This window comes from Nocardioides agri (assembly GCF_013778305.1).
Classification (GTDB): domain Bacteria; phylum Actinomycetota; class Actinomycetes; order Propionibacteriales; family Nocardioidaceae; genus Nocardioides; species Nocardioides agri.
This window is the reverse complement of record NZ_JACEIC010000002.1, coordinates 2,629,948-2,655,211: the sequence shown is the minus strand read 5'-3', so window position 1 is coordinate 2,655,211 and position 25,264 is coordinate 2,629,948. Positions and strand designations below refer to the sequence as shown.

The 25,264-nt window shown below is 72.4% G+C and carries 26 protein-coding genes; 8 read left to right on the top strand and 18 right to left on the bottom strand.

The window, feature by feature from the left end; all coding sequences use genetic code 11:
• Positions 1 to 11: 11 nt before the first annotated feature.
• Positions 12 to 518, top strand: a complete 507-nt coding sequence (locus HZF07_RS17400) for a nuclear transport factor 2 family protein (RefSeq protein ID WP_157343379.1) — start codon at positions 12 to 14, stop codon at positions 516 to 518.
• Between the two features lie 101 nt (positions 519 to 619).
• Here HZF07_RS17400 and HZF07_RS17395 read toward each other — a convergent pair whose 3' ends face one another.
• Entirely contained in the window at positions 620 to 2,056 is a 1,437-nt protein-coding gene (locus HZF07_RS17395; RefSeq protein WP_309504818.1) for an MFS transporter, read from the bottom strand.
• A 52-nt stretch (positions 2,057 to 2,108) separates the two neighbouring features.
• Between HZF07_RS17395 and HZF07_RS17390 the strand changes: the two genes are divergently transcribed.
• A complete protein-coding gene (locus tag HZF07_RS17390; RefSeq protein WP_157343375.1) occupies positions 2,109 to 2,570 on the top strand; it encodes a MarR family winged helix-turn-helix transcriptional regulator in 462 nt (153 codons plus the stop codon).
• A gap of 34 nt (positions 2,571 to 2,604) precedes the next feature.
• Positions 2,605 to 3,072, top strand: coding sequence for a PTS sugar transporter subunit IIA (locus HZF07_RS17385; protein WP_157343373.1), 468 nt, complete (start codon positions 2,605 to 2,607; stop codon positions 3,070 to 3,072).
• Here HZF07_RS17385 and HZF07_RS17380 read toward each other — a convergent pair.
• The gene (locus tag HZF07_RS17380) at positions 3,069 to 3,674 is read right to left on the bottom strand and encodes a hypothetical protein (RefSeq protein WP_157343371.1); all 606 of its coding nucleotides are present in this window, start codon (positions 3,672 to 3,674) and stop codon (positions 3,069 to 3,071) included. The two genes, HZF07_RS17385 and HZF07_RS17380, sit on opposite strands and share 4 nt — an antisense overlap.
• A 22-nt stretch (positions 3,675 to 3,696) precedes the next feature.
• On the opposite strand from HZF07_RS17380, the gene HZF07_RS17375 reads away from it, so the two are divergent.
• The gene (locus HZF07_RS17375; RefSeq protein ID WP_157343369.1) at positions 3,697 to 4,530 is read left to right on the top strand and encodes an oxygenase MpaB family protein; all 834 of its coding nucleotides are present in this window, start codon (positions 3,697 to 3,699) and stop codon (positions 4,528 to 4,530) included.
• On the opposite strand, the gene HZF07_RS17370 is transcribed toward HZF07_RS17375, so the two are convergent.
• Entirely contained in the window at positions 4,531 to 4,749 is a 219-nt protein-coding gene (locus HZF07_RS17370) for a hypothetical protein (RefSeq protein WP_157343367.1), read from the bottom strand. It abuts the gene before it with no gap.
• A gap of 200 nt (positions 4,750 to 4,949) precedes the next feature.
• Here HZF07_RS17370 and HZF07_RS17365 point away from each other — a divergent pair, with 200 nt between their 5' ends.
• Positions 4,950 to 5,171: a hypothetical protein gene (locus HZF07_RS17365; RefSeq protein WP_157343365.1), complete on the top strand. Its 222-nt coding sequence runs from the start codon at positions 4,950 to 4,952 to the stop codon at positions 5,169 to 5,171.
• Here HZF07_RS17365 and HZF07_RS17360 read toward each other — a convergent pair.
• Complete coding sequence (locus HZF07_RS17360) at positions 5,143 to 5,763, bottom strand: alpha/beta hydrolase (protein ID WP_181645317.1); 621 nt, start codon at positions 5,761 to 5,763, stop codon at positions 5,143 to 5,145. The two genes, HZF07_RS17365 and HZF07_RS17360, sit on opposite strands and share 29 nt — an antisense overlap.
• Before the next feature lie 93 nt (positions 5,764 to 5,856).
• Between HZF07_RS17360 and icmF the strand changes: the two genes are divergently transcribed.
• The 3 genes from icmF (at position 5,857) to HZF07_RS17345 (ending at position 10,170) form a co-directional block, all read left to right on the top strand.
• Complete coding sequence (gene icmF / locus HZF07_RS17355; protein WP_157343363.1) at positions 5,857 to 8,991, top strand: fused isobutyryl-CoA mutase/GTPase IcmF; 3,135 nt, start codon at positions 5,857 to 5,859, stop codon at positions 8,989 to 8,991.
• Between the two features lie 107 nt (positions 8,992 to 9,098).
• Entirely contained in the window at positions 9,099 to 9,812 is a 714-nt protein-coding gene (locus HZF07_RS17350; RefSeq protein ID WP_309504817.1) for a helical backbone metal receptor, read from the top strand.
• 7 nt (positions 9,813 to 9,819) lie between these two features.
• Positions 9,820 to 10,170: an MmcQ/YjbR family DNA-binding protein gene (locus tag HZF07_RS17345; RefSeq protein ID WP_309504816.1), complete on the top strand. Its 351-nt coding sequence runs from the start codon at positions 9,820 to 9,822 to the stop codon at positions 10,168 to 10,170.
• Here HZF07_RS17345 and HZF07_RS17340 read toward each other — a convergent pair.
• The 14 genes from HZF07_RS17340 to ddaH all read right to left on the bottom strand — a co-directional run bounded on the left by HZF07_RS17340 (position 10,167) and on the right by ddaH (position 25,140).
• Complete coding sequence (locus HZF07_RS17340; protein WP_181645315.1) at positions 10,167 to 10,937, bottom strand: sulfite exporter TauE/SafE family protein; 771 nt, start codon at positions 10,935 to 10,937, stop codon at positions 10,167 to 10,169. The genes HZF07_RS17345 and HZF07_RS17340 overlap by 4 nt on opposite strands.
• A 226-nt stretch (positions 10,938 to 11,163) precedes the next feature.
• Positions 11,164 to 12,027 carry a fumarylacetoacetate hydrolase family protein gene (locus HZF07_RS17335; protein ID WP_157343361.1) on the bottom strand — a complete coding sequence of 288 codons (864 nt, stop codon included), beginning with the start codon at positions 12,025 to 12,027 and terminating at the stop codon, positions 11,164 to 11,166.
• Entirely contained in the window at positions 12,027 to 12,800 is a 774-nt protein-coding gene (locus tag HZF07_RS17330) for an SDR family NAD(P)-dependent oxidoreductase (protein WP_157343359.1), read from the bottom strand. Before HZF07_RS17330 ends, HZF07_RS17335 begins: the two co-directional genes overlap by 1 nt.
• Before the next feature lie 88 nt (positions 12,801 to 12,888).
• Positions 12,889 to 13,530 (bottom strand): response regulator transcription factor, encoded by a 642-nt coding sequence (locus HZF07_RS17325; protein ID WP_157343357.1) that lies wholly within the window; start codon positions 13,528 to 13,530, stop codon positions 12,889 to 12,891.
• A gap of 53 nt (positions 13,531 to 13,583) precedes the next feature.
• Complete coding sequence (locus HZF07_RS17320; protein ID WP_157343355.1) at positions 13,584 to 14,786, bottom strand: M20/M25/M40 family metallo-hydrolase; 1,203 nt, start codon at positions 14,784 to 14,786, stop codon at positions 13,584 to 13,586.
• Positions 14,786 to 15,538 (bottom strand): amino acid ABC transporter ATP-binding protein, encoded by a 753-nt coding sequence (locus tag HZF07_RS17315; protein ID WP_157345569.1) that lies wholly within the window; start codon positions 15,536 to 15,538, stop codon positions 14,786 to 14,788. The genes HZF07_RS17320 and HZF07_RS17315 overlap by 1 nt, the downstream gene beginning before the upstream one ends.
• A gap of 29 nt (positions 15,539 to 15,567) precedes the next feature.
• A complete protein-coding gene (locus HZF07_RS17310) occupies positions 15,568 to 16,518 on the bottom strand; it encodes an amino acid ABC transporter permease (RefSeq protein ID WP_232523065.1) in 951 nt (316 codons plus the stop codon).
• Positions 16,519 to 16,626: 108 nt separating this feature from the next.
• The gene (locus HZF07_RS17305; protein WP_157343353.1) at positions 16,627 to 17,601 is read right to left on the bottom strand and encodes an ABC transporter substrate-binding protein; all 975 of its coding nucleotides are present in this window, start codon (positions 17,599 to 17,601) and stop codon (positions 16,627 to 16,629) included.
• Between the two features lie 97 nt (positions 17,602 to 17,698).
• Entirely contained in the window at positions 17,699 to 18,592 is an 894-nt protein-coding gene (locus HZF07_RS17300; protein WP_198346418.1) for a MurR/RpiR family transcriptional regulator, read from the bottom strand.
• 67 nt (positions 18,593 to 18,659) lie between these two features.
• Positions 18,660 to 19,973 (bottom strand): cyanophycinase, encoded by a 1,314-nt coding sequence (locus tag HZF07_RS17295; protein ID WP_157343351.1) that lies wholly within the window; start codon positions 19,971 to 19,973, stop codon positions 18,660 to 18,662.
• Positions 19,974 to 20,077: 104 nt separating this feature from the next.
• Positions 20,078 to 21,706, bottom strand: coding sequence for an L-glutamate gamma-semialdehyde dehydrogenase (gene pruA / locus HZF07_RS17290; RefSeq protein ID WP_157343349.1), 1,629 nt, complete (start codon positions 21,704 to 21,706; stop codon positions 20,078 to 20,080).
• 22 nt (positions 21,707 to 21,728) lie between these two features.
• A complete protein-coding gene (locus tag HZF07_RS17285; protein ID WP_157343347.1) occupies positions 21,729 to 23,021 on the bottom strand; it encodes a Glu/Leu/Phe/Val family dehydrogenase in 1,293 nt (430 codons plus the stop codon).
• A gap of 41 nt (positions 23,022 to 23,062) precedes the next feature.
• On the bottom strand, positions 23,063 to 24,286 hold the full coding sequence (gene rocD, locus HZF07_RS17280; protein ID WP_157345562.1) for an ornithine--oxo-acid transaminase: 1,224 nt from the start codon (positions 24,284 to 24,286) through the stop codon (positions 23,063 to 23,065).
• 11 nt (positions 24,287 to 24,297) lie between these two features.
• Positions 24,298 to 25,140 (bottom strand): dimethylargininase, encoded by an 843-nt coding sequence (gene ddaH / locus HZF07_RS17275; protein ID WP_309504815.1) that lies wholly within the window; start codon positions 25,138 to 25,140, stop codon positions 24,298 to 24,300.
• Positions 25,141 to 25,264 lie beyond the last annotated feature (124 nt).

Genomic DNA, 25,264 nt, shown 5'->3' with positions numbered 1-25,264 from the left:
CAGTCGCCCGCATGCCGGTCCCAGGTGCGCCCTACTCCCGCGACGAGCTCGAGTCCGCGTTCCAGCACTACCAGGACGAGGTGGACCGGATCGCCGGCTCCGGCGACTGGGCCCGCTTCGCGGACCTCTTCACCGAGGACGCGACGTACGTCGAGCACGCCTACGGCACCTTCAGCGGGCGCGAGGAGATCCGGGCCTGGATCGTGCGCACGATGACGGCGTTCCCGGGCTGCGAGATGCCGCGCTTCCCGATCACGTGGCACCTCGTGGACGAGGAGCGCGGCCGGATCGTCTGCGACGTCTACAACCAGATGCACGACCCCGGCGACGGCCAGCCGCACGGCGCCAGCAACATCACGATCCTCACCTACGCCGGCGACGGGCTCTGGTCCTGCGAGGAGGACGTCTACAACCCCGCCACGTTCCTGCGCGCGACCACGAGGTGGTGCCGCGCCGCGCGCGAGCACGACCGGATGACGCCCGCGGCCGAGCAGTGGCTAGAGATGTTCGGCTCCTGACCCACCGTTGAGTTGGGCAGGAATCCCCATCGAGCTGGGCGTCGTTCACACGACCCTGCGAACCGGGCCCAACTCGCGTGCGACCCAGGCCCAACTCGACGTCAGGCGGGGGCCTTCTCGGCCCGGGGGATCGTCAGCGCGACCAGCGCGCCGACGACCGCGGCGACGGTGGCGACCATGAAGCAGGTCCGGAAGGCGCCCTCGGCCGGGATCTCGACACCGCCGAGCAGCGTGGTCTGGCCGGTCAGGATCGCGGCCATCACGGCCGAGGCGACCGTGGTGCCGACCGAGCGCATCAGCGCGTTGATGCCGACGGCGGAGCCGGCCTCGTGCATCGGGACCGCGTCCATGATCAGCGTGGGCATCGCGGCGTAGCCGATGCCGACGCCGGCCGAGCAGACCACCCCGGCCACCGCGATCTGCCACGGCGCGTCCATGAGGAAGAACGACAGCAGGTAGCCGCCGCCGAGCACGAACGCGCCGAGGGCCAGCGCGTACTTCGCGCCGTACCGCCGCATGATGTGCGCCGAGACCGGGGCGAAGGCCAGCATCATCAGGCCACCGGGCGCCAGCCAGAGGCCGGCGGCGAGGAGCGACTGACCCAGGCCGTAGCCGGTCGCGTCGGGCATCTGGAGCAGCTGCGGCAGGACGATGGCCTGGGCCATCATCCCGAAGCCGATCAGGATCGCGGCGAGGTTGGTGAGCAGCACCGGGCGGCGGGCGGTCACGCGCAGGTCGCAGAGCGGCTCGTCCTGGCGCAGCTCGTACCAGCCCCAGACGAGCAGCACGACCACGCCGCCGACGAGGCAGCCGATCGTCTCCGTCGATCCCCAGCCCCACGAGTTGCCCTTGGAGACGCCGAGCAGGGTGGCGACGAGTCCGACCGCGAGGCCGACCCCACCGACGACGTCGAGGCGGCCGGGGTGCTCGTCGTGCACGTGCGGCACGGCCAGCCAGACCCCGAGGAGCACGACGAGCGCGAAGGCGCTGGCCACCCAGAAGAGACCGTGCCAGTCGAAGGCGTCGGCGATCCAGGCCGAGAGCGGCAGGCCGATCGCGCCGCCGACGCCGAGGGTCGCGCTCATCGCGGCGACGGCGGTGGTCGCCATCGCCGGGGGGACGACCTCGCGCATCAGGCTGATGCCGACCGGGATGAAGCCCATCGCGAGTCCCTGCAGCGTGCGGCCGACGAGCACCGGGGCGAGCGACCCGGAGAGCGCGCACACGAGCGACCCGGCGAGCAGCAGCAGGGCGCTCACGACCAGCACCCGCTGCTTGCCGAACATGTCGCCCAGCCGACCGGCGATCGGCATGGTGACCGCCGCGGCGAGCAGCGTCGACGTGACGACCCAGGCGGCGTCGGCCGGCGCGGCGTGCAGCAGCCCCGGCAGCTCGATCTGGATCGGGATGACCAGCGTCTGCGTGAGCGCGACGCTCATGCCGCCGAAGCACAGGACGATGATCGTCAGCAGCGCCGAGGAGCGCGGCTGGTCGACGAGCGGCTCGGCCTCGCTGGCTGTCTTCACGGTGTCGGTCACGATGTGCATCATACATATGCATGATGCACACCACCGCGGTAGCCTCGGCCCCATGGCCACCGAGGTCCGACGTACGACGGAGCAGTCGCTGCTCGGCGAGCTCGCCGACGAGCTGCTGCGGTTCAGCAAGCGCCGGCACACGACGATCGAGGGCGCGGAGCTCGACTCCTCGGCGTTCAAGCTGCTCTGGGTGCTCTCCGACGACCAGCCGCGCACGCTCCGCGAGCTCGCCGACGAGCTGGACCTGGACCTCTCCACGATCAACCGCCAGGTCAACGCCGCCGTCCGGGCCGGGCTGCTCGAGCGGTTCACCGTCGCCGGGAGCCCGAGCAAGCCGGTGCGTCCGACCGCGGCGGGTCGTCGTCAGTACGAGCACGACCTGGCCGTGCACTCCGACCTGCTGCGCTCTGTCCTCGCCGAGATGGGCGCCGACGCCGCCCGGGACCTCATCCGCTCGCTCGGCTCGTTCAACGACGCCTACGAACGTCGCGCACGTCACCGTCACCGCGGCTGACGGTGACCGGGCCGCGCGTGGAAGCATGGGCCGCGTGAACGCAGCTCCCTCCCCCGCCGTCGCCCCCGAGATCGCCGTCGTCAACGAGGACCTCGGCACCGACGCCACGTCGGTGGTCCGCGCCCTCGTCGCGCGGCTGCACGCGGCCGGCCGCGTCACCGACGAGGAGGCGCTCGTCGAGGCGGTGCTGGCCCGCGAGTCCGTCGGCTCGACCGCGCTGCCCGGCGGCATCGCGATCCCGCACGCCCGCAGCGCCGCGGTGACGACGCCGTCGGTCGCCGCGGCACTCCTCGCGGAGGCCATCAGCTGGCCCGGCGGGTCCGACCCGGTGCGCCTGGTGCTGCTGATCGCGGCGCCGGGCGACGACCCGCAGAGCTACCTCGGCCTGCTCCAGAAGGTCGCGGCCGCCTGCGTCAAGACCGCCTTCGTCGGCGACGTCGCCGCCGCGTCGACACCGACCCAGCTGGCCGACGTCCTGGCCGCCGGCGCCCACCTGCGCTAGACCCGCAGGTCGAAGAGCGCGCGCAGCGCGACCAGCTGCGCCTCCCAGAACAGGACCGTGGCGAGCACGGTGGACGGGATCAGCACCTCGGGCTGGAGGTGGCCGGCCCGGAGCGCCCACGTGAAGAGCGCGGCGGCGACCAGCCCCAGACCGACGACGACGAGCAGCCGCCCCTCCTGGGCGCCGCGCACCCAGACCACGAGGTCGACGAGCGGGATCGCCACGACCAGCGACCAGGCCGCCGTCCGGATCGCCGGGCGAGGGTGCCGACTGAGCACGCCGACCAGGCCGCACGCGGCGCCGGCCACCGCACCGAGCGCGAGCCACCCGAGCGCATGGTGGCGGTCGCGCACCTCGGTCCACGGCATGCCCTGCACCAGCAGGAGCCAGGCGTAGTAGGTGGCGAAGCCGAGCAGCACGAGGCCCGCTCCCCACGCGGCGGCGCCGAGCGGCCGCGCCGTACGACGTCCGGCCGCGAACGCCAGCAGCAGCCACGGCGTGCCCACCGTCGTCCAGATCTGCGACGTCGCCCCGCGCACGGCGATCTCGGCGAGCACGCCCAGCAGCACCGCCGCCGCGACGAACGGCGCGTAGCGGGGCATGCCGGAACCCTAGGCTGTGCGGATGGCCGACCGCGACGTGCCCGTGCCACCCGGGTTCGACATCCGGCGGCACCTGTCCGGGATCGGCGCCCAGCTCGCGGGGCCGGCCAACGTGATCCTCCAGCTGAGCCGGCCCGAGGTCGGCTACGGCGTGATGAACAGCCGCGTGCCCGAGGGCTCGGCGATGCTCCACCCGGTCAAGCGGGCGCGGACGACCTTCACCTACCTCGCCGTGGCGATGCTTGGCACCGACGCCGAGCGCACGGCGTACCGGCGCGCGGTCACCGGCCAGCACGCCCGAGTGGTGTCGGCGCCGGACGAGCCGGTGACCTACCGGGCTCTGGACCCCGAGCTCCAGCTGTGGGTCGCGGCCTGCCTCTACTACGGCACCGTCGACGTCGGCGCCAAGCTGCAGCGCCCGGTCAGCGAGGCCGAGGCCGACGCGCTCTACGCCTACTGCGCGCGGTTCGGTACGACGCTCCAGGTGCCGGCCGACGCGTGGCCGGCCGACCGGGCGGCCTTCGAGACGTACTGGAAGGAGGGGCTGTCGCGGGTGCGGATCGATCCGCCGGTCCGCGACTACCTGATGCGGCTGACCCGCGGCGACAACCTCCCGCGGCCGCTGCGGCGGCTGGGCGAGCGCAACGTCTTCGTGACGACCGGCTTCCTGCCGCCGGAGCTCCGCGAGGCGATGGGCCTGGCCTGGGACGCCGAGCGGCAGGCCCGCTTCGACCGGATGCTGCGGCGCGCCGGGCGGGTCGAGCGCGCGCTGCCGGCCGCCGTGCGGATCTTCCCGTTCAACGTGCTGCTCGCCGACCTGCGCCGCCGGCTGCGCCGGGGTCGCCCCCTCGTCTGACTACTCCATCGGCTTCACGTGCGCCGACGGCACCCACTGCACGGTGACCGTGACCGAGCTGGTGCCGCCGCCGGTCGCGTAGGCGACGTAGGCCTCCCACTGGTCGCCGCGCTTGCGCCAGTCGAGCAGCACGCCGGGCGAGGCCAGGGAGCCGTAGCGGACCCACACGTGGCGCGGGGCGACGTGCCCCCGCTGCCCTGTGCCGTCCCCCGCCCGCATCCGCTGATCGTATCGAACACATGTTCGATCATCGATCCGTGGGATGGCCCGCGCCCGGACCCCCGGACCTGCGATAGTGGCGGCGTGACCACCCACGTCATCGCTGTCATTACCTAGCCGCGCGCCGACCACCGTCGACGCGCAAACCTCCCGTACCCCGGGAGGTTTTTTGTTTGTCCCGACACCCCGGAGGACGCGACATGCCCGGCACCCTGCACCTGACCGCGCTCGACGGCAACGCCCTGCTCACCCGCATCGCCGCGCAGCTCGGGCACCACGACGTCGCCAGCTTCGACTACCGGTCCGGCGCCGACGGCACCGTGAGCGTGGTGCTCGGCCTGCGCGACCCCGATGCGAAGGTCGAGCTGCTGGCCAGGCGGCTGCAGCGGCTGGTCAGCGTCCTGGACGTGACAGGGCACTGAGGCAGAAGTCCGCCGCCAGGCGCTCGAACTCCCCGCCCCGGCGGAGCATCGCGTGGTCGCCGCCCTCGACCCGGACGAACCGCACGTCGGTCGTCCGGCCGATCGCCGCGACCACGGCCTCCGCCCGGCCCAGGTCCGCGACCCGGTCCTCGGTGCCGTGCACGACGAGGACCCGGCGGCCGGACAGGTCCGCGCGGTCCGTCGGGTAGACCCACGGGTTGAGCGCGACGACGGCGTGGACGCCGGGCTCGCCGCCGGCGAGCAGCGCGGCACGGCCACCGAGCGAGTGCCCCGCGAGCGCGACCGGCAGGTCGCCGTACCTCTCCCGGACCTCGGCGAGCGCCCAGCGGACGTCGTCGACCGGCGTGTGGGTGGCGTTCCAGCCGCGGTAGGAGTTCAGCAGGCGGTGCACGGCGAGCCGGCCGCGCCCGGCGCGGGCGATGCGGCGGGCGACCGGGACCATCCGGAGCACGGACAGCTGGGCCGGGCTGACCGCCGCGCCACCGGCCCGCGCGGCGCCGCCGTGGAGCGCGAGCACGACGGCCTCGGGCGCGCGGGGCGCCGAGGTCGTCACGAGGCGCGGCTGGGGCACCTCGCCAGTGTGTCCGACGGCCGGATAGGCGGAACTAGTTGGATGTCCTACTATCGATTACTAGGACGTCCAACTAGTTTGCCGAGGTACCGCATGCCCGAGCTGCACACGCCCACGTCACCTGTCCGCCTGGTCACCGCGGCCAGCCTGTTCGACGGCCACGACGCCTCGATCAACATCATGCGGCGGATCTTCCAGTCGCAGGGCTGCGAGGTCGTGCACCTCGGGCACAACCGGTCCGTCCAGGAGGTCGTCGACGCGGCGATCGAGGAGGACGTGCAGGGCGTCGCGGTCTCGTCCTACCAGGGCGGCCACGTGGAGTACTTCGAGTACCTCGTCGAGCTGCTGCGCGCCCAGGGCGCCGGCCACATCAAGGTCGTCGGCGGCGGTGGCGGCGTGATCGTCCACGACGAGATCGAGCGGCTGCGCGCGTCCGGCGTCACGATCTTCTCCCCCGAGGACGGCCAGCGGCTCGGCCTGCCCGGGATGGTCAACTCGGTCGTCGCCGACTGCGACTTCGACCTCTGGGAGACCCGCGCGGTCACCGCGGACGACGTGCTCAGCGGCGACCGGTCCGCCATCGCCCGCGCGATCACCGGCGCCGAGACCGGCAAGCTGCCGGCCGACCTGCTCGACCGGCTGCGTACGGCGCGGGCCGGCGCCGTCGTGCCCGTGCTCGGCATCACCGGCACCGGCGGCTCGGGCAAGTCCTCCCTGACCGACGAGCTGGTCCGCCGCTTCCGCACCGACCAGCAGGACAAGCTGCGGATCGCGGTCATCGCGGTCGACCCCACCCGGCGCAAGGGCGGCGGCGCGCTGCTCGGCGACCGGATCCGGATGAACTCGCTCGACGGCGACCGGGTCTTCTTCCGGTCCCTGGCGACCCGGGGTGCCCACGAGGTGCCCGAGCACCTCGACGACGTGCTGACGGTCGTGAAGGCGGCGGGCTTCGACCTCGTGGTCGTGGAGACGCCCGGCATCGGCCAGGGCGACGCGGGGATCCTGCCGTTCGTCGACTCCTCGCTCTACGTGATGACGCCGGAGTTCGGCGCCGCGTCGCAGCTGGAGAAGATCGACATGCTCGACTTCGCCGACGCGGTCGCGATCAACAAGTTCGAGCGCCGGGGCGCGATGGACGCGCTGCGCGACGTCGGCCGCCAGCTGGTCCGCAACCGCGAGGCCTTCGGCAAGCAGCCGTCGGACATGCCGGTCTTCGGCACCTCGGCCGCGACGTTCAACGACGACGGCGTCACCGCGCTCTACCAGTACGTGCGCGGCCTGCTGGCCGAGCGCGGCCTGCCGCTGAGCGACGGGGTGCTCGCCCCGGTCGACGTGCGGCACTCGACGGTCATCTCCCAGGTGCTGCCCGCCGAGCGGGTCCGCTACCTCTCCGAGATCACCCAGACCGTGCGCGACTACCACGCCGCCACCGAGGCGCTCGCCGCGGCGGCACGTCGCGTGCAGCAGGTGGCGGCCGTCGCCGCCGAGCTGCCGGACAGCGGCGACGTCGCCGCGCTGCTCTCCTCGGCGCGCGCGGAGCTGCCGGCCGAGGTCACCGACCAGGTCACGGCCTGGCCTGCGGTGGTCGACGAGTACGCCGCGAAGCCCGGGCGCGAGTCGCTCTCGGGCAACGTGATCCCGCGGGTCGCCGTACCGACGTACGCCGACCACGGCGAGCTGGTGAGGTTCTGGCGCCGCGAGAACCTGCCCGGCCGCTTCCCCTTCACCGCCGGCGTCTTCCCGTTCAAGCGGGAGGGCGAGGACCCCGCCCGGATGTTCGCCGGCGAGGGCGACCCCGCGCGCACCAACCGGCGCTTCAAGCTGCTCTCGGAGGGCCAGCCCGCGACCCGCCTGTCGACGGCGTTCGACTCGGTCACGCTCTACGGCCGCGACCCAGACGAGCGCCCCGACATCTACGGCAAGGTCGGCACGTCCGGCGTCAGCGTGGCCACGCTCGACGACATGAAGCAGCTCTACGACGGCTTCGACCTGCTCGCGCCGACCACCTCCGTGTCGATGACGATCAACGGGCCGGCGCCGACCGTGCTCGCGTTCTTCCTCAACACCGTCATCGACCAGGCGCGCGAGAAGGGCATCGAGCCGGCCGAGGCGCTGCGCACCGTGCGCGGCACCGTGCAGGCCGACATCCTCAAGGAGGACCAGGGGCAGAACACCTGCCTGTTCTCCACGGAGTTCTCGCTGCGCTGCATGGCCGACATCCAGGAGTGGTTCATCCAGCAGGGGGTGCGCAACTTCTACTCGGTCTCGATCTCGGGCTACCACATCGCCGAGGCCGGGGCGAACCCCATCAGCCAGCTCGCGTTCACGCTCGCCAACGGGTTCACCTACGTCGAGTCCTACCTCGCGCGCGGCATGGACATCGACGACTTCGCCCCCAACCTGTCCTTCTTCTTCTCCAACGGCATGGACCCGGAGTACTCCGTGATCGGCCGCGTCGCCCGCCGCATCTGGGCGGTCGCGATGAAGGAGAAGTACGGCGCCAACGAGCGCTCGCAGAAGCTGAAGTACCACGTGCAGACGTCCGGTCGGTCCCTGCACGCGCAGGAGATGGACTTCAACGACATCCGCACGACCCTGCAGGCGCTGATCGCGATCTACGACAACGCGAACTCGCTGCACACCAACGCCTACGACGAGGCCGTGACCACGCCGTCCGCGGAGTCGGTGCGCCGGGCACTGGCGATCCAGATGATCATCAACCGCGAGTGGGGCCTGGCGATGAACGAGAACCCGCTGCAGGGCTCGTTCATCATCGACCAGCTCACCGACCTCGTGGAGGAGGCGGTGCTGCTCGAGTTCGATCGCATCTCCGAACGCGGCGGCGTGCTCGGCGCGATGGAGACCGGCTACCAGCGCGGCCGCATCCAGGACGAGTCGATGCTCTACGAGCACCGCAAGCACGACGGCTCCCTGCCGATCATCGGCGTCAACACCTTCCGCAACCCCGACGCCCACGACGGCACGCCCGACCACGTCGAGCTGGCCCGCGCCACCTCGGCCGAGAAGAAGTCGCAGCTCGACCGCGTCCACGCTTTCCAGGCCGCGCACCGGTCCGAGGCCGAGGCCGCACTGACCCGCCTCAAGGAGGCCGCCACCTCGGGCGAGAACGTCTTCGCCGTCCTCATGGACGCCGCCCGCGTCTGCTCGCTCGGCCAGGTCACCGAGGCGTTCTTCGAGGTGGGCGGGGCGTACCGGCGCAACGTGTAGCGGTGCTGTGGGGTCCGAGCCGGCCCCGGGAGGCTCACCCCCGCCGGTATCAACCACCGCCCGCGCCGCTCCTCGGAGGCAACACAACTGCCCATAACGTGGGGGGCGTGCCCGCCGACCGCGTCGTGAGCCTCGTCCCCTCGATCACCGAGGGGCTGGCGGCGGCGCGGTCGGCGGCACTGGTCGGCGCGACCGACTGGTGCACGCACCCGCCGGACCTCGACGTCCGTCGGGTGCGCGGGACCAAGAACCCCGACCTCCGCGCGATCCGCGACCTCGCCCCGGACGTGGTGATCGCCAACAAGGAGGAGAACCGCGAGATCGACGTACGCCGACTGCGGGACGCGGGCATCAGCGTCTGGGTCTGCGAGATCGAGACCGTGCCCCAGGCCTTCGCGGCGTACGACGAGCTCTTCGACGAGGTGCTCGGCTGGGAGCGGCCGGCCTGGCTCGCGGAGGCGCGCGGGCTCTGGTCCGGCGAGCTCCCCGAGGTGACGGCGAGGGTGGCGGTGCCGATCTGGCGGGACCCGTGGATGGTGGTCGGCAGCCGCACGTTCACCGGCGACCTGCTGCGCCGGCTCGGCCTCGAGAACGTCTACGCCGACCACCCCGACCGCTACCCCCACGTGGACGTCGCCGACGTGGATGACGGACGCGCCGACCTGGTCCTGCTGCCCGACGAGCCCTACGTCTTCACGGCCGCCGACGGGCCGGACGCCTTCGCCCGCACTCCGACGAGACTGGTCAGCGGCCGGCTGGTCACCTGGTACGGACCGTCGCTGGTCGAGGCCTGGCACGAAGGTCGGCGGCTCTTGCCATGATCTGGTCGTGCCGTGCCGGATCCCCGACTTCCTCGAGCTGGTCGCCCAGCTGCCCGAGGTCAGCCAGCACGACCGGGAGAAGTGGAGCCGGTTCGAGGCGTCCGGCCGCGTGTTCGGCTACCTGTGGCCGGCGACCAGCACCGTCGGGCTCAAGCAGACGATCGCCGAGCAGCTCGCGCTCGTGGCCGAGCGACCGGACGTCTTCGAGGTGCAGTTCACCTCGGCCGGGTACGGCTGGGTGGTCGTCCACCTCGAGGGCGTCGAGCGCGACGAGCTCGCCGAGCTGACCTTCGAGGCCTGGCGCCTCACCGCGCCCGCCGATCTGGTCGAGGGACGCGCCGACGTGCTGCCGAGCTAGGCCAGCGCCTGGGCGAGGTAGAGCACGGCCAGCGCGATCGCCAGCACGCCGAGCATGGTGCGTAAGGCCCGCTCCGGGATCCGCGGCTGCAGCGAGGCCCCGACCCAGCCACCCACGAGGCCGCCCAAGCCGGTGGCGATGCCGAGGCTCCAGTCGGGCGAGACCGTCCCGCTCGCGTCGAGCGAGATCACGGCGTACGTCGCCACCCCGACCAGCGACGTCACCCACGTCGAGAGCAGGGCCACCGGGGCGACCGTCGCCACCGCCATGCCGGTCCCGACCAGGATCGGCCCCAGCACCGAGCCACCGCCGATGCCGTAGAGGCCGCCGACGACGCCCACCACGAACGCCAGCACCCGGACGGTCCACGGCGAGAGCCGGCGGCCGATCGAGCCGGGGGACGGCCGGCGGAGGATGAAGATCCCGACCGGGGCCAGCACGAGCGCGGCGAGCACGCGGAACACGTCGGGGTCGGCGACGACGTAGACGCGCAGCCCCGCGCCGAGCACCACGCCCGGGACCGAGCCGGCCACCAGCTGGAGCGCGAGCGCACCGTCGACCTGGCTGCGGCGGCGGTAGCGCAGCAGACCCCCGGGACCGGAGATGACGTTGTAGAGCAGGTTGGTCGGCGTGACCCGCGGGCTCGGCACGTGCAGGACGGAGAGCTGGAACGGGAGCAGGAAGACGGCGCCCGAGACCCCCACCGGCGTCGTCACCGTGGCGAGGACGAACCCCGCGACGAGGCCGAGCAGGTCCTGCTGGTCCACGGTGCCTCCTCGCGTCGAGACCGCACCCTGGTCGGCAGTGCGCAGGTAGCTGCCCCGTCGGGCTTCCCCTTCCGAGGAGGCAGCTACCCCGCTTCGCGCCCGAGGCGTGTGACCCGACAACGACGTTGCGGCACCTGGGCGCTGCGCGCTCGGTTCGGGCGCGCGACGTCGAGATACTAGGGGCGGGTACGCCGGTCGCCCCAGCGACGCGCCGACATGTGGACGATCAGGCGACGGCCGCGCTGAGGCGGCCGATCCCCTCGACCTCCATCGTCACGACGTCGCCCGGCTCCAGCGGCGGCGGGGTCCGCTCCCCCCGTCGGCCCCAGAGCTCGGCCAGGCAGCCCCCACCGCCGGTGGTGCCGGACGCGAGCAGGTCGCCGGCGACGACGACCGAGTCGCGGGCGGCGTAGGCGATCATCTCGGGGAAGGTCCAGTGCATGCTCGACAGCCGGTCCCGGCCGACCGGCTCGCCGTTGACCGACACGCGGCAGTCCAGGTCCAGCGCCGGGAGCTCGTCGGCGGTCACGATCCAGGGCCCGACCGACGTGGCGAAGTCCTTGCCCTTCGCCGGGCCGAGCCCGACCTGCATCTCGCGGGACTGGAGGTCGCGAGCCGACCAGTCGTTGACGATCGTGTAGCCGAAGATCGCGGCCTCTGCCTCCGCCTCGGACAGGTCCGAGCCGCCGGCTCCGAGCACCACCCCGACCTCGAGCTCGAAGTCCAGTGCCCGGCAGGTGGCCGGCCGCCGGATCGGCGCACCGGGACCGTAGAGCGCGTGCGGGTTGGTGAAGTAGAACGTCGGCGCGTCGTACCACGCCTCCGGTACGCCGGAGGCGTTGTCGACGCTGCGCCGCACCCCCTCGACGTGGCTCTCGAACGTCACGAAGTCGCGCACCGACGGCGGCTTGTACGGCAGCAGCAGGTCGGCCTCGACGTACCCGACCGGCGGCCGGGCGAGTGCCGCGGCGCCGACCTCCAGCGCGCGGTCGAGCCCGAGCCCGACCAGCTCGCCGACCGGCATCGGCAGCAGGTGGGCGCCGGCGTCGGAGAGGACGGCCGGACCCTGGCGGAGCGTCGCGACCCGCATCAGCCGAGCACCGACCCGCCGCCGTCGACGACGAGGTTGGTGCCGCTGATCCACGACGACTCGTCGGAGGCGAGGAAGACGGCGGCGTTGACGACGTCGTCGGCCTGCCCGTGCCGCCCGAGCGGGATCCGGTCGAGCACGACGCGGCGCATCCGCTCCGGTGGGTCCGCCAGCATCCGCGCGGTGTTGGGCGTCTCGACCAGGCCGGGGCTGATCACGTTGGCCCGGATGCCGTGCGGCCCGCCCTCGACGACCAGCTGCAGGGTCAGCGCGATCACGCCGCCCTTGGCGGTGCTGTGCGCGTTCTGCGCCATGAACTCCACGCCGCGGATCGCGGCGATCGACCCGACGTTGATGATCGAACCGCCGCCCGCCGCCTTGAGGTGCGGCCACGCCGCCTTCACGGTGTAGAAGACGAGGTCGAGCTCGTTGCGCATCGTGAAGTCCCAGTCCTCGACCGGCAGCTCGTCGATCGGCGCGAACCGCTGGGTCGAGGCGTTGTTGTAGAGCACGTCGATGCCGCCGTACGTCGCGACCGCGGCGTCGACCCACGCCCGGGCCGACGCCGCGTCGCCCAGGTCGACGCCGCCCATGACGGCGATCTCGCCCCCCTCGGCGCGCACGAGCTGCTCGGTCCGGGCCGCCCCCGCGGCGTCGAGGTCGCAGCCGACGACCCGGGCACCCTCGGCCGCGAACCGCCGCGCCGCCGCGATCCCCATGCCGCCGCCGACGCCGGTGATCAGCGCGATCTTGCCGTCCAGCCGCCCGCTCAACCCGCGCTCCGTCCGCTCGTGGCTCCGTCACCGGGAGTCTGGCGCGCCGGCGTCCCTCACAGAACCAGCGGACGGCGTATGCCTGGCATCACCGATCGGCGTCGGTGTCCACGCCGTGCTGCACCGCCCAGACGACAGCCTGGGCGCGGGTGTGGACCCCGATCTTGCGGTACGCCGTGCGGATGTAGGTCTTCACGGTGTTGACCGTGATGTACTCCCGCGTGGCGATCTCGTCGTTGCTGAGCCCTTGCGCGATCAGCGAGATCACCCGGCGCTCCCGGTCGCTGAGCCCGGCGTCGGCGCCCAGCCGGTGGGACCGCTGCTCCGAGGTGCTCGACCCCACGACCGGGTCGGGTCCGGGGTCGCCGGCCTGCCACCCGGTCAGCGCGGACTCCACCGCGGTGAGCAGCTCCTCCTCGCTGACGTCGATCGGGAAGAACCCGTCGACGCCGCGTGAGAGTGCGCGACCGAGGAGGTCGGGGCGCAGGTCCTGCGCCACAGCCAGGACGACGCTCGCCGTCTTCTTCACCAGCTCGTCGAGGTCGACTCCGTCGCCGTCGGCGAGCGCCCCGACGTCGTAGAGGACGACGTCGGGCTCGCGTTCATCGAAAGAGGTGGGCAGGTCGATCACCTCGACCCGGTCGTGGTGACGACTCAGCATTGCGGTGAGTCCCTCGACCACCACCGGGTGCGGGCTCAGCACCGCCACCGTGGCGATACCAGCAGGCATGTCGCTATTTTTCGCCAGACCGCCAGGATCTCAAACCTGCGATCGCGACCTGCCTAGCGCGGTGTCGCCTCGTGCGCCGGGCTCGCACGCACAGCGGTGGCGTCCGGGCTCGACAGGTCGGCGATCAGGACGGCGAGCAGCGCGATCCGGTCGACCGCCGTGCTCAGGTCGAGCCACTCGTCCACCGAGTGATCGGCGCCGCCGACCGGCCCGAGCCCGTCGAGGACCGGCAGTCCTGCGGCGGCGAGCAGGTTGGCGTCGGCGGAGCCGCCGGTCTCCACGAGCTGCAGCGACATCCCGAGCGCCCGGCCGAGTGCCACCGCCCGGGCACCGACGGCACGGGATCGCGCATCGGCCTCCCATGGCGGGGCGTCGTTCTCGACACTCAGCTGCACCGCAGCGCCGTACGGCGGACGGGCCGCGATCTGCGCCACCGCGTCCAGCGCTGCGGCGAAGCGCTCGGAGGACCGGCTGCGGAGGTCCACCACCAGGCGGGCGCGGTCCGGCACGACGTTCGCCCTGCTGCCGCCGGAGATCACACCGACGTTGACCGTGACGTCGTCCCAGCGACCGTTGAGGGCGTGGATCTCGACCGCGAGGGCCGACGCGGCCACCGCCGCGTTCACGCCCCGCTCCGGCTCGATCCCCGCGTGCGCCGCGCGTCCTCGGACCTCCAGCACGACGTCGGCGACGCCAGCGCGGGCGATCACGAGCGAGCCGTCCTCCCGTGCGCACTCGAGACACAGCCCGACGTCGTGCGTGGCGGCGACCTCGACGATGAGGTCGCGTGCCGCGGTGGAGCCGGTCTCCTCGTCCGTGGTCGCCAGCAGCGTGATCTCGGCGAAGTCCTCGAAGCCGACCTCCCGCAGCGCGTCGAGCGCGAAGAGACCGGCGAGCAGCCCGCCCTTGTCGTCACTCACGCCGGGGCCACTGGCCCGCCCGTTGGCCACCGCGAACGGCCTCGCCGCCGCGGTGCCGGCGTCGAAGACCGTGTCGAGGTGCCCGCTCAGCACCAGGCGAGCGGTCCCGGTCCCGCGGAGCGTGCCGACCACCGGCGGCACGCCGGCACGGACCGCCGGCCGCGCGACGCCGTACCCCCTGCTCTCGAGCAGACCGGCGAACCGATCGGCAGCGCGGGCGACGCCCGCGTGGTCATCGGTCCCGGAGTCGATCGCGACCAGGTCGGCGAGCTCGGCGACGTACGTGTCGAACCGGCGCTCCGTGACCTCACGGAGCGCGGAGTGGAGTCCTGGCATCAGAGGACTTTGGACAGGAAGGCGCGGGTACGGGCGTGCTGCGGGGCGCCGATGACCTGGTCCGGCGAGCCCGCCTCCACGACGACGCCGTCGTCCATGAAGACCACCGAGCTCGCGACCTCGCGGGCGAAGCCCATCTCGTGGGTCACCACCACCATGGTCATCCCGTCGCGCGCCAGGCCCTTCATGACGTCGAGGACCTCACCGACCAGCTCCGGGTCGAGCGCGGAGGTCGGCTCGTCGAAGAGCATGAGCGGCGGCCGCATCGCGAGGGCGCGCGCGATGGCCACGCGCTGCTGCTGCCCACCGGAGAGCTGGCTCGGGTACCGCTCCGCCTTGTCGGCGAGCCCCACCCGGTCGAGGAGCTCGCGGGCGTGCGCCCGCGCCGACGACCTCGACTCCTTGCGGACCAGCACGGGGGCGTGACACACGTTCTGCAGCACGGTCATGTGCGGGAAGAGGTTGAACCGCTGGAAGACCATGCCGATGTCGCGCCGCTGGGCAGCGACCTCGCTCGGCCGCATCTCGTGGAGCTTGTCGCCCTTGCGGCGGTAGCCGACGAGGTGCCCGTTGACCTCCAGCCAGCCGCCGTCGATCGTCTCGAGGTGGTTGATGCAGCGCAGGAACGTCGACTTGCCCGACCCGGACGGGCCGATGATGCACATGACGTCGCCTGACATCACGTCGATGTCGATCCCCTTGAGGACCTCGGTGCTGCCGTAGGACTTGCGCACCCCGCGGGCGCGCACCATCGTCTCCAGGGCCTCGATCTGCTGGGCGCTCACCGTGCGTCTCCTTCCACTCCGCGGCTCCCGAGCCACCGGGACACCACCCCGGGCCTGCTGCTCGACGCGTAGCCGCGCCCGAACCGTCGTTCGAGGAAGTACTGGCCCAGGCTGAGCACGCTGGTCATGGCGAGGTACCAGATGGCCGCCACGACGAGGAGGGGGATGACCTTGAAGTTCTGTGCGTAGACGCTCTGGACCGCGGTGAGCAGGTCGTGGCCGCCGATCACCGAGACCAGAGCCGTGGACTTCAGCATCGTGACCGTCTCGTTGCCCATCGGCGGCACGATGACGCGCATGGCCTGGGGAAGCGTGATCGTCCGCATCGCCTGCGCTCCCGTGAGGCCGAGGGCACGCGCGGCGTCGTCCTGGCCGGTGTCCACGGCGATGATGCCGCCGCGCACGATCTCGGCGGCGTACGCCATCTCGTTGAGGCCGAGCGCCAGGATCGCGGCGACCATGGGGGTCACCAGGGTGTTGGTGTCGGCGTCGACCAGGTGCCAGCCGGTGAAGGGGATCCCGAGCTGGATCCGCTGGTAGAGCGCTGCGAGGAAGCCCCAGAAGATGATCTGGACGAGCAGTGGCGTCCCTCGGAAGAACCAGACGAACAGCCACGCCGACCACCGCAGGACCGGGTTGCCCGACAGCCGCATGATCGCGATGCCGACACCTCCGAGTGTGCCGATCACCATGGCGACCGCGGTGAGCATGAGGGTGACGGCGACGCCCTTGAGGACGAACTCCTTCGTGAGGTAGTCGCCGACGGTCGCCCACTCCAGGTTGGGGTTGTTCATCAGCGAGACCGCGAACGCGGCGGCGAAGACGCCGACCAGCAGCGCCGCCACCCAACGTCCCCAGTGGCGCAGCGGCACGACCTCCAGGTCGCGCGCGTCGCCCATCGCGCCATCGCTGCGGATGGTTCGTGGCGTGGTGGTCATGGTGCTCATCTCCCAGCGGTCCTTCTCTCGTGTCCTGTCGCCTCGCGGGGCGCGGCCACCTCAGTCGCACCGCCGGAGGTCGGCGGGCGGCGCGCGAGGTGGCCGCGCAGCACGGGGTCAGTCGATGGCGGCGTCGATCGTGGCCTTGTCGAGGCCGATCGGCTCCATCTCCCACTTCGCCAGGATCTTCGCGTAGGTGCCGTCGTCCATCAGCGACTGGAGCGCGGCCTGGACAGCGGTCGCCAGGTCGGCGTCCGCCTTGTCGAAGCCGATGCCGTTGGGGCTCGCCTGGTAGCCGTTGGGGTTGTCCGGGTCCTCGACGACCTCGGCCTTGCCGCTGAGCTTCTTCGCCTCGTCCACGAGGTTGACCTGGGTGGCGACGACGGCGTCCACCTTGTTGGCGAGCAGCGCCTGCACCGCGTCGGTGTTCTGCGGGAACGTCGTCACCTCGATGGGCGACGAGCCGCAGGTCTCCTTGCTGAAGTCGGCGAGCAGGTCGACCTGCTTCGATCCCTTCTGCGCCGACACCGGCCGGCCGCACAGGTCGTCCATGGTGGCGATGCCCTCGGGGTTGCCGCCGGCGACCAGGATCCCGGTGCCGGAGGCGGTGTAGTCGACGAAGGTCGCGGTCGCCTGACGCTCGAAGTTGTCGGTGATGCCACCGACGATGGCGTCCGACTTACCGGCCTTCAGGCCCGGCACGAGGCCGTCGAAGGGCTGCTGCTCGAACGGCGCGGCGAGGCCCAGGCGTGCGGCGATCGCCTGGAGCAGGTCGTAGTCCAGACCGGTGAAGTCCTCGGTGTTGCCCTCCTCGACGAAGTCGATGAAGGGCGGGTACGGCGCGTTCGTGGCCACCGTGATCTTCTCGGCGGACGCGACCTCGGCGGGCAGCATCTTCGTCAACGTGTCGTCGGCCTCGACGGACCCGACACCCTCGATGTCGACCCCGTCGGCGCCGGCGGCAGCCGCGGGGGCGCCCTCCGAGCTGTCCGCGTCCCCGCCACAGGCACCGAGGCCGACGACCAGCGCTCCAGCCAGGGCGACGGCAGCGAGCCGCCGTGCGCGGAGGCCGGGAGAGGTGTGTGAGCGCATGCGTGTTCCTTCCGGACGGACCGGGTGATGCCGGTCACAGCGATGTGGAACGCACATTACATTCAGTACGGATGCATGGGAAGACGTAATGAAAAGTTCAGACGATCCCGTGGTCCAGGCTGACCTGCTCGAAGTCGGCCATGCGCTTGCGGGCCCCGTCCCCGCGGACCTCGAGCACGCCGGCGATGAGCACCTCGACCAGCGCCAGCGCCGGTACCAGGCTGTCGTAGGCCGAGATCGCGTCCACGCCCACCGGCAGGACCACGTCGGCAACGGAGGAGATCGGCGACAGCCAGCGGTCGGTCACCAGGATGACCTTGGCGCCGCGCTCGGCGTACCGGTCGGCGAGCTTCTTGGAGGGCGGCTCGTAGCGGCGGAAGTCGAAGATGACGAGCACGTCACGGCGACCGACGTCGAGGAGGAGGTCGGCACGGGCCACGGGGATGTCGGGCAGCAGCCGAGCCTGGCCACGCACCTGCATCAGGTGGCGGACGAGGTACTCGGCCAGCAGCCGGGTGAAGCGCCCGCCCTCCGCGACGATGCGCACCTGAGGGTCGGCCAGCAGCTCGACGGCGGCGGAGAGCTCGTTGGGCGGCAGCTGCTCCAGGGTGTGGGCGACGGACGCCGGGATGACCTCCTGGGCGTTGCCGAGCAGGTCGGCCCGGCGCTGGCGCCGCTTCGCGGGGCTCGAGGCATCGCCACCGTCGGCTTGCAGGATCGTGAGTGGCGACGCCGTGCGCTCGGTCAGCTCCGAACGAAGCGCCTCCTGGAAGTCGGGGAACCCGGAGAAACCGAGCCGCGCGAGGAAGCGCAGGACGGTGGGGCCGCTCGTCCCCGCCCGCTCCGCGAGGCTGGCCACGGTGTCCAGGCCGGCCGCGGGGTACTCCGCCAGCAGGGCGCGGCCGACCCGACGCTCCGCGGGGCTGCATCGTCCCAGCCCCTCGCGCACGCGCTCGGCGACCGTCATGTCGTCCTCCACCAGCGGTTCCACACGCCGCAAGATACGTGGCGCCGCGCGATCCGTCGCGCGGCGCCACGTCCCCGGGGACCGACCATGGTCAGCCGGCGCGCCCGATGAGCAGGCGCAGGCCGCTGAAGGACGTCCTCCCGGAGCCTCCCCAGGCACGGGTCGCCTCGGTGCGCACGAGCGTCGTGCGGTACTGCGGACCGGTCTCGAGCGTCGTACCGGTGGCGCGAGCCCCCGAGGAGCGCACCAGGCCGACGGCCAGGTCGACCAGGGAGTAGGAGCCCGGGTCGTCGGCCGCCGCCGAGTCCCACACGTCCGCCACCGGAGCCGGCGCCGGGCCGGAACCCCTGAGCCGGTGGGCCGCCCGGCTCGGACGGACCTCCCAGGTGCGCAGGTCGAGCCGGTCGCCGGCCGTCAGGTAGGTCCAGCCGGCACCCTGGCCCCGCACGTCGAGGATCGAGACGCCGTTCTCGCCGATCACGCGCGCCCGCCCGGACGCTCGGTCGACCACCAGGGCCGTCGTCTCGTCGATGCCGACGACCCGGCGGTGACCGGTCTCCTCAGCGAGCCTGACCATCCGAGCCTGACGCCCCCAGGTGCCGAAGTGGCTGTCGAGCAGAGCGCCGGAGAAGAAGCCGAACCCGCCGAACGGGAGGTAGCCCAGGCGATCCGCGTCCTCGAGGTATCCCGCGGTGGCGCCGTCACGCCAGGCCTCGTACGGCTCACCACCGGTCACCATGTCCGGTCCCTGCTGGATCGTGGTGCCGGCGCTCACGCCGGCGACGACCCCGCCGCGGTCGAGAACCCGCGCGACGGCCGTCAGCACCGGCGAGGGCACGCAATCGCGGAACGCCTCGCGCACGGCATCGCGGCAGCTCATCAGCGTGCGGATGTAGTCCATCTGGTCGCCGCCGCCGAAGAACACCCCGGTCGAGCGCTCGACCCGCCGCGCCACCCGCTCGTCGCGGGCAGCGCGCGGCCCGTAGGTGTCGCCGGCGAAGGCGTCCTGGGTGGTGTCGACGGGCACGGCGTACGTCGTGGCGCCGAAGCGCTTGAACAGCTGGGCGTAGTAGAGGCCGTTCGCGGCGGCGTTGTTCTCGTCGGGGTCCTGAGCCTCCGCCGCGGTCTCGGCGGGCTCTGCCGCCGCCGTGACGAGCGCGATCCGCGCGCGCCGGGGGCCGTCGCCGTCCGGATCGGCGAGCGCCACGATCCGCCGCAGGATCTGCCGGTTCTCGTCGAGGTTGCCGCCGACGAGCACCAGGGAGCCGCGCGCGGCGGCGGGGTCGAGCGCCGCGGCATGAGCGGTCTGCCCCGGTCCCGAGGCGAATGCGGGCTGGGCGACGAGCGCGGCGCTCGCCAGGGTCAGGACCCCGGCGACCGCCACGAGGCGTGGAATGAACGACATGGCACCGACCTTGTGTGTGTGATGAATGTTACAGAATGACCGAGTGTGTCGCGCACTGTAACGAACATGTCGGAACCCGTCGAGCGCCGCGCCGACGTCAGGGGTCAGCCCATGTGGGCGTAGCGGTGGTCGCGGGGCGGGGCGTAGGTCTCCTTCAGCGTGCGGCTGGAGATCCACCGGCTCAGGTTGCTCGGGGCGCCCGCCTTGTCGTTCGTGCCGGACGCGCGGCCGCCCCCGAACGGCTGCTGGCCGACGACCGCCCCGGTCGGCTTGTCGTTGAGGTAGAGGTTGCCCGCCGCGTCGCGCAACGTCGCGGAGGCGGACTCCAGGGCACCCCGGTCGCGACCGAACACCGCCCCGGTCAGCGCGTAGTCGCTGGTGCGGTCGATGTGCTGCGCCACCTCGTCGAACCGGTCGTCGTCGAAGACGTGCACGGCCAGGATCGGTCCGAAGTACTCGCGCTCGAAGACCTCGTCGGACAGGTCGTCGCACTCGAGGACCGTGGGTCTGACGAACCAGCCCTCGGCGTCGTCGTGCTCCCCGCCGGCGATGACCCGGCAGGTCTCGCGCGCTCTCGCCTCCGCGATGGCCGCGACCTGACGCCGGTACGCGCGCTCGTCGATGACCGCGCCCAGGAAGTTGCGGTGGTCGGTCACGTCCCCCATCGGCAGCGCGTCCGCCGCGGCGGCGAGGTCGTCGCGCAGGCGGCGCCAGATGCTCCTCGGCAGGTAGGCACGTGAGGCAGCGGAGCACTTCTGACCCTGGTAGTCGAACGCGCCTCGCAGCAGGGCCGTGCGGAGCTCGTCGAGGTCGGCGCTGGGATGGGCGAGCACGAAGCCCTTGCCGCCGGTCTCCCCCACGATCCGCGGATAGGTGCGGTAGGACCCGATGCGGTGCCCGACCTCGCCCCAGAGCCGCCGGAACGTGTCGGTCGAGCCGGTGAAGTGGATGCCGGCCAGGTGCGGACTGTCCAGGACGGCGTCACTCACGGCAGGTCCCGTGCCCGGCAGCATGTTCACGACCCCGGGCGGGAGGCCGGCCGCCTCCAGGAGCTCCATGGTGACGTGCGCCGAGAGCTGCTGGGTCGGCGCGGGCTTCCAGACCACGACGTTGCCCATCAGGGCCGGCGCGGTGGCGAGGTTCCCGGCGATCGCGGTGAAGTTGAACGGCGTGACCGCGTAGACGAAGCCCTCGAGGGGGCGATGGTCGAGGCGGTTCCAGGCACCCGGGGGCTGGACGGCCGGCTGCTGCTCGAGCAGCTCTCGCCCGAAGGCCACGTTGAAGCGCCAGAAGTCGGCCAGCTCGCACGCGGCGTCGATCTCGGCCTGGTGGACGGTCTTGCCCTGCCCGAGCATGGTCGCGGCGTTCATCCGGTCGCGCCACGGCCCGGACAGGAGGTCCGCAGCGCGCAGGAAGATCGCCGCGCGGGCGTCGTAGGGCAGACGTCGCCAGTCGTGGGCGGCGTCGAGGGCGGCGCGCACCGCCAGGCACGCGTCGGCGCGCGTGCTGTCGGCGAGCACCCCGAGCACGGACGCGCGGCGGTGCGGCTCGGTGACGCGGATCCGCTCGCCGCTGCCGAGGTGCCAGCGGTCGCCGATGCGCGCCGGCAGGTCCCGGGGCGCGGTCCGCAGCTGCTCGAGCACCGCCCACAAGGACTGCTGCTCCGGGCTGCCCGGCCGGTGGTCGCGCACCGGCTCGTTGACGGGGACGGGGACGGTGGTCACGGAATCCATGGGGTCTCCTGGAGGGGCTCGATCACGGGTGGAGGCCTCGGAGCCGCGCAGCCTGCGCCACGCGACCGACGCCGATGACGTGCGCTGCCTGGCGCAGGGTGATGCCGCGGGACGCCGCGAGGTCCGCGACGTCCTCGTAGCCGCGCCGCATCAGGTCGGCGAGCCGCAGCTCGACCTCGGCCTCGCTCCACGAGTGGGACTGCAGGTTCTGCACCCACTCGAGGTAGGACACGATGACGCCTCCCGCGTTGGCGAGGATGTCGGGGACGACGACCACGCCACGCTCAGCGAGCACGGCGTCCGCGGCCGGCGTGGTGGGACCGTTGGCACCCTCGACGACGAAGCGGGCACGGACCTGGTCGACGTTGTCCTCGCGGATCGCCCCGTCGAGGGCGGCCGGCACCAGGACGTCGACGTCCATGGCCAGCAGCTCGTCGTTCGTCACCGCCGACCCCGCGGTCTCGTCGGCGAGTCGGTAGCCCGGCTCGCGGGCCGCGTCGACGAGGCGCGCGACGTCGAGGCCCCGTTCGTCGTAGCGACCTCCACTGACGTCGGACACCGCGACGACCCGCAGCCCCTGCTCCTGGAGGAAGCGCGCCGCCAGGGCACCGACCTTGCCGAAGCCCTGGATGGCGACCGAACGACCCTCCGGGGCGGCCCCAGCACCGGCCAGCGCAGCCAGGGTGGCGATCGTGACCCCGCGCGAGGTCGCGCCGGCGCGACCGGCGGACCCGCCGACCTCGATCGGCTTGCCCGTGACGACGCCCGGCACCGAGTGGCCCTTGGTCACCGAGTAGGTGTCCATCATCCAGGCCATCACCTGCTCGTCGGTGTTGACGTCCGGAGCCGGGATGTCGCGCTCCGGCCCGATGAGCGGCAGGATCTCGCTGGTGTAGCGGCGGGTGACGCGTTCGAGCTCGCGGCGGGTCAGCTGGGCCGGGTCGACGCGCACGCCGCCCTTCGCGCCGCCGTACGGGATGCCGACGACGGCGCACTTCCACGTCATCCACATGGCGAGGGCGGTGACCTCGTCGAGGTCGACCTCGGGGTGGAAACGGACGCCGCCCTTGGCGGGCCCGCGCGCCAGGTTGTGCTGGACCCGATAGCCCTGCAGCACGGTGATGGAGCCGTCCTCGCGCTCCAGCGGGACCGAGACCGTCAGCGACCGGCGCGGGGAGGCGAGCGTGCGGTGCGTGCTCTCGTCGAGGCCGAGCAGCCGTACGGCGTCGGCGAGCTGGCTGAGGGCGGCGTCCATGGCGGAGCCGCGCTGGGTGTGGGACGGCTCGTCGATCGCCGCCGCCGGGGACAGGGTCATGGAGGTGGTGCTCCTTCTCGTGAAGAGGTCGCGGGCGAGGCTCAGCGGCCGGCGCGCAGGTCGTCGAGGACGGCGTCGAGCTGGTCGACCGCCCAGTGCAGGTCCTGCTCGTCGATGGTGAGCGGTGGCGAGAACCGGATGGTCGAGCCGTGGGTGTCCTTGGCCAGGACGCCGCGAGCCATCAGCCGCTCGCACACCTCGCGACCGGAGGCGAGCGCGGGGTCGATGTCGATGCCTGCCCAGAGGCCGATCACCCGACGCTCGAGCACCCCCCGACCCACGAGGCTCGCGAGCCGGTCGGCGAGGACGGCGCCGAGCTCCTCGGCGCGCCGCTGGTACGTGCCGTCGCGGAGGATGCCGACGACGGCGAGGCCGACGGCGCACGCGAGCGGGTTGCCGCCGAACGTGGACCCGTGCTGGCCGGGGCGGAGGACCGAGAGGACCGAGCGGTCCCCGACGACAGCGGAGACCGGAAGGATGCCGCCACCGAGCGCCTTGCCGAGCACGTAGAGGTCGGGCTCGACGCCGGCGTGCTGGCACGCGAGCGTGCGGCCGGTGCGGCCGAGACCGGACTGCACCTCGTCGGCGATGAACAGGACGTCATGGCGCGAGCAGGTCTCCCGGACCTGCTGCAGGTAGCCCTCGGGCGGGATCACGACGCCGGCCTCGCCCTGCACGGGCTCGAGGAGGACGGCGACCGTGTCCGGGGTGATCGCCTCGGCGACGGCGGTCGCGTCGCCGTACGGCACCGCGACGAAGCCGGGCGTGAACGGCCCGAAGCCCGCGCGGGCGTCCGGGTCGTCGGAGAAGCTGACGATCGTGGTGGTCCGGCCGTGGAAGTTGCCGTGGGCCACGATGACCTGCGCTCGGCCGGCCGGCACGCCCTTGACCTCGTACCCCCACTTCCGCGCCACCTTGAGGGCCGTCTCGACCGCCTCGGCGCCGGTGTTCATCGGAAGCAGCATGTCCTTGCCCACCAGGTCGGTGAGCTCCTCGGCGAACTGCCCGAGCAGGTCGTGGTGGAACGCCCGGCTGACGAGCGTCATCCGCTCGAGCTGGTCGCGGGCGGCCTGGACGACGGTTGGGTGCCCGTGCCCGAAGTTCATCGCCGAGTAGGCACCGAGCATGTCGAGGTAGCGCCGGCCGGTCGTGTCGACCAGCCAGGCACCCTCGGCGCTGCCGATGACGACGGGCAGCGGGTGGTAGTTGTGCGCGACCCGCTCGTCGACCTGGGCGAGGGTGCGCTCCGCGGCGGCGGTCTCCATCCCGACGGCGCTCACGGGTGCAGCTCCAGCGTGCAGCACTTGACGCTGCCGCCGGCCTTGAGCAGCTCGCCCAGGTCGATGCCGACCGGCTCGTACCCGCGCTCGCGCAGGGCGGCGTGCATCCCGGTGGCCGCGTCGGTGAGGAAGACGTGGCGGCCGTCGGAGACGGCGTTGAGACCGAGCACCTCGGCGTCGGCGTCCGTGGCGATGACCGCGTCGGGGAAGAGCTGCTCCAGCAGGCGCTGAGCCTGGGGCGCGAAGGCGGCGGGGTAGTAGGCGACGTTGTGGTCGTCGAGCACGCAGAGGGCCGTGTCGAGGTGGTAGAAGCGCGGGTCGACGAGCTCGAGCGAGATCACCGGGAGGCCGAAGAACTCCCGTACCTCGTGGTGCGCCTGCGTCGAGCTGCGGAAGCCGTGCCCGGCGAGGATCAGGTTGCCGACGCGCAGCAGGTCCCCCTCGCCCTCGTTGACGGCGACCGCGCGGGTCGTGCTCGTGAACCCGGCCGCGGTGAACCAGGCGTGGTAGGCGTCGCCCTCGGGCTGCCGCTCGACGTGGGCGAAGGTCGCCGCCATGGCTCGATCCCCGACCGCGAAGCCCCCGTTGGCCGCGAACACCATGTCCGGCAGCCCCACGACTCCGTCCACCACCTCCACGCGGTGGCCCTTGGCCTCGTAGGCCGCGCGCAGCGTCTCCCACTGCCGCAGCGCGAGGTCGCGGTCGACCGGGCGGCTGGTGTCCATCCACGGGTTGATCGCGTAGGTGACGTCGAAGTGGTCGGGGCGGCACATGAGGAACCGCTTGGCGCGCGCCACGCGAGCGGGGACGTCGACTGGCGAGGGAAGGGTGGCGGTCACGAAGGACTCCTGAGAATCGTCGGGTCGGAACGCCGACGAAACTATGATGCGATGTGACGCGCGGACACGTGCGTTCTGTTGCGTCTTCACCGCTCCGCGCACCGATCTGTTGCGCGCAGTGGTC

Excerpts from the sequence above, each read along its gene's own strand:
- HZF07_RS17315 (WP_157345569.1), bottom strand. The coding sequence starts at position 15,538 with ATGGTGCGCGCCCGCGGGGTGCGCAAGTCCTACGGCAGCACCGAGGTC.
- rocD (WP_157345562.1), bottom strand. The coding sequence starts at position 24,286 with ATGGAGACCGCCGCCGCGGAGCGCACCCTCGCCCAGGTCGACGAGCGG.
- HZF07_RS17320 (WP_157343355.1), bottom strand. The coding sequence starts at position 14,786 with ATGCCAGGACTCCACTCCGCGCTCCGTGAGGTCACGGAGCGCCGGTTC.
- HZF07_RS17295 (WP_157343351.1), bottom strand. The coding sequence starts at position 19,973 with ATGTCGTTCATTCCACGCCTCGTGGCGGTCGCCGGGGTCCTGACCCTG.
- HZF07_RS17390 (WP_157343375.1), top strand. The coding sequence starts at position 2,109 with ATGGCCACCGAGGTCCGACGTACGACGGAGCAGTCGCTGCTCGGCGAG.
- HZF07_RS17380 (WP_157343371.1), bottom strand. The coding sequence starts at position 3,674 with ATGCCCCGCTACGCGCCGTTCGTCGCGGCGGCGGTGCTGCTGGGCGTG.
- icmF (WP_157343363.1), top strand. The coding sequence starts at position 5,857 with ATGCCCGAGCTGCACACGCCCACGTCACCTGTCCGCCTGGTCACCGCG.
- HZF07_RS17400 (WP_157343379.1), top strand. The coding sequence starts at position 12 with ATGCCGGTCCCAGGTGCGCCCTACTCCCGCGACGAGCTCGAGTCCGCG.
- HZF07_RS17325 (WP_157343357.1), bottom strand. The coding sequence starts at position 13,530 with ATGCCTGCTGGTATCGCCACGGTGGCGGTGCTGAGCCCGCACCCGGTG.
- HZF07_RS17285 (WP_157343347.1), bottom strand. The coding sequence starts at position 23,021 with ATGACCCTGTCCCCGGCGGCGGCGATCGACGAGCCGTCCCACACCCAG.
- HZF07_RS17365 (WP_157343365.1), top strand. The coding sequence starts at position 4,950 with ATGCCCGGCACCCTGCACCTGACCGCGCTCGACGGCAACGCCCTGCTC.
- pruA (WP_157343349.1), bottom strand. The coding sequence starts at position 21,706 with ATGGATTCCGTGACCACCGTCCCCGTCCCCGTCAACGAGCCGGTGCGC.
- HZF07_RS17310 (WP_232523065.1), bottom strand. The coding sequence starts at position 16,518 with ATGAGCACCATGACCACCACGCCACGAACCATCCGCAGCGATGGCGCG.
- HZF07_RS17305 (WP_157343353.1), bottom strand. The coding sequence starts at position 17,601 with ATGCGCTCACACACCTCTCCCGGCCTCCGCGCACGGCGGCTCGCTGCC.
- HZF07_RS17370 (WP_157343367.1), bottom strand. The coding sequence starts at position 4,749 with ATGCGGGCGGGGGACGGCACAGGGCAGCGGGGGCACGTCGCCCCGCGC.
- HZF07_RS17375 (WP_157343369.1), top strand. The coding sequence starts at position 3,697 with ATGGCCGACCGCGACGTGCCCGTGCCACCCGGGTTCGACATCCGGCGG.
- HZF07_RS17335 (WP_157343361.1), bottom strand. The coding sequence starts at position 12,027 with ATGCGGGTCGCGACGCTCCGCCAGGGTCCGGCCGTCCTCTCCGACGCC.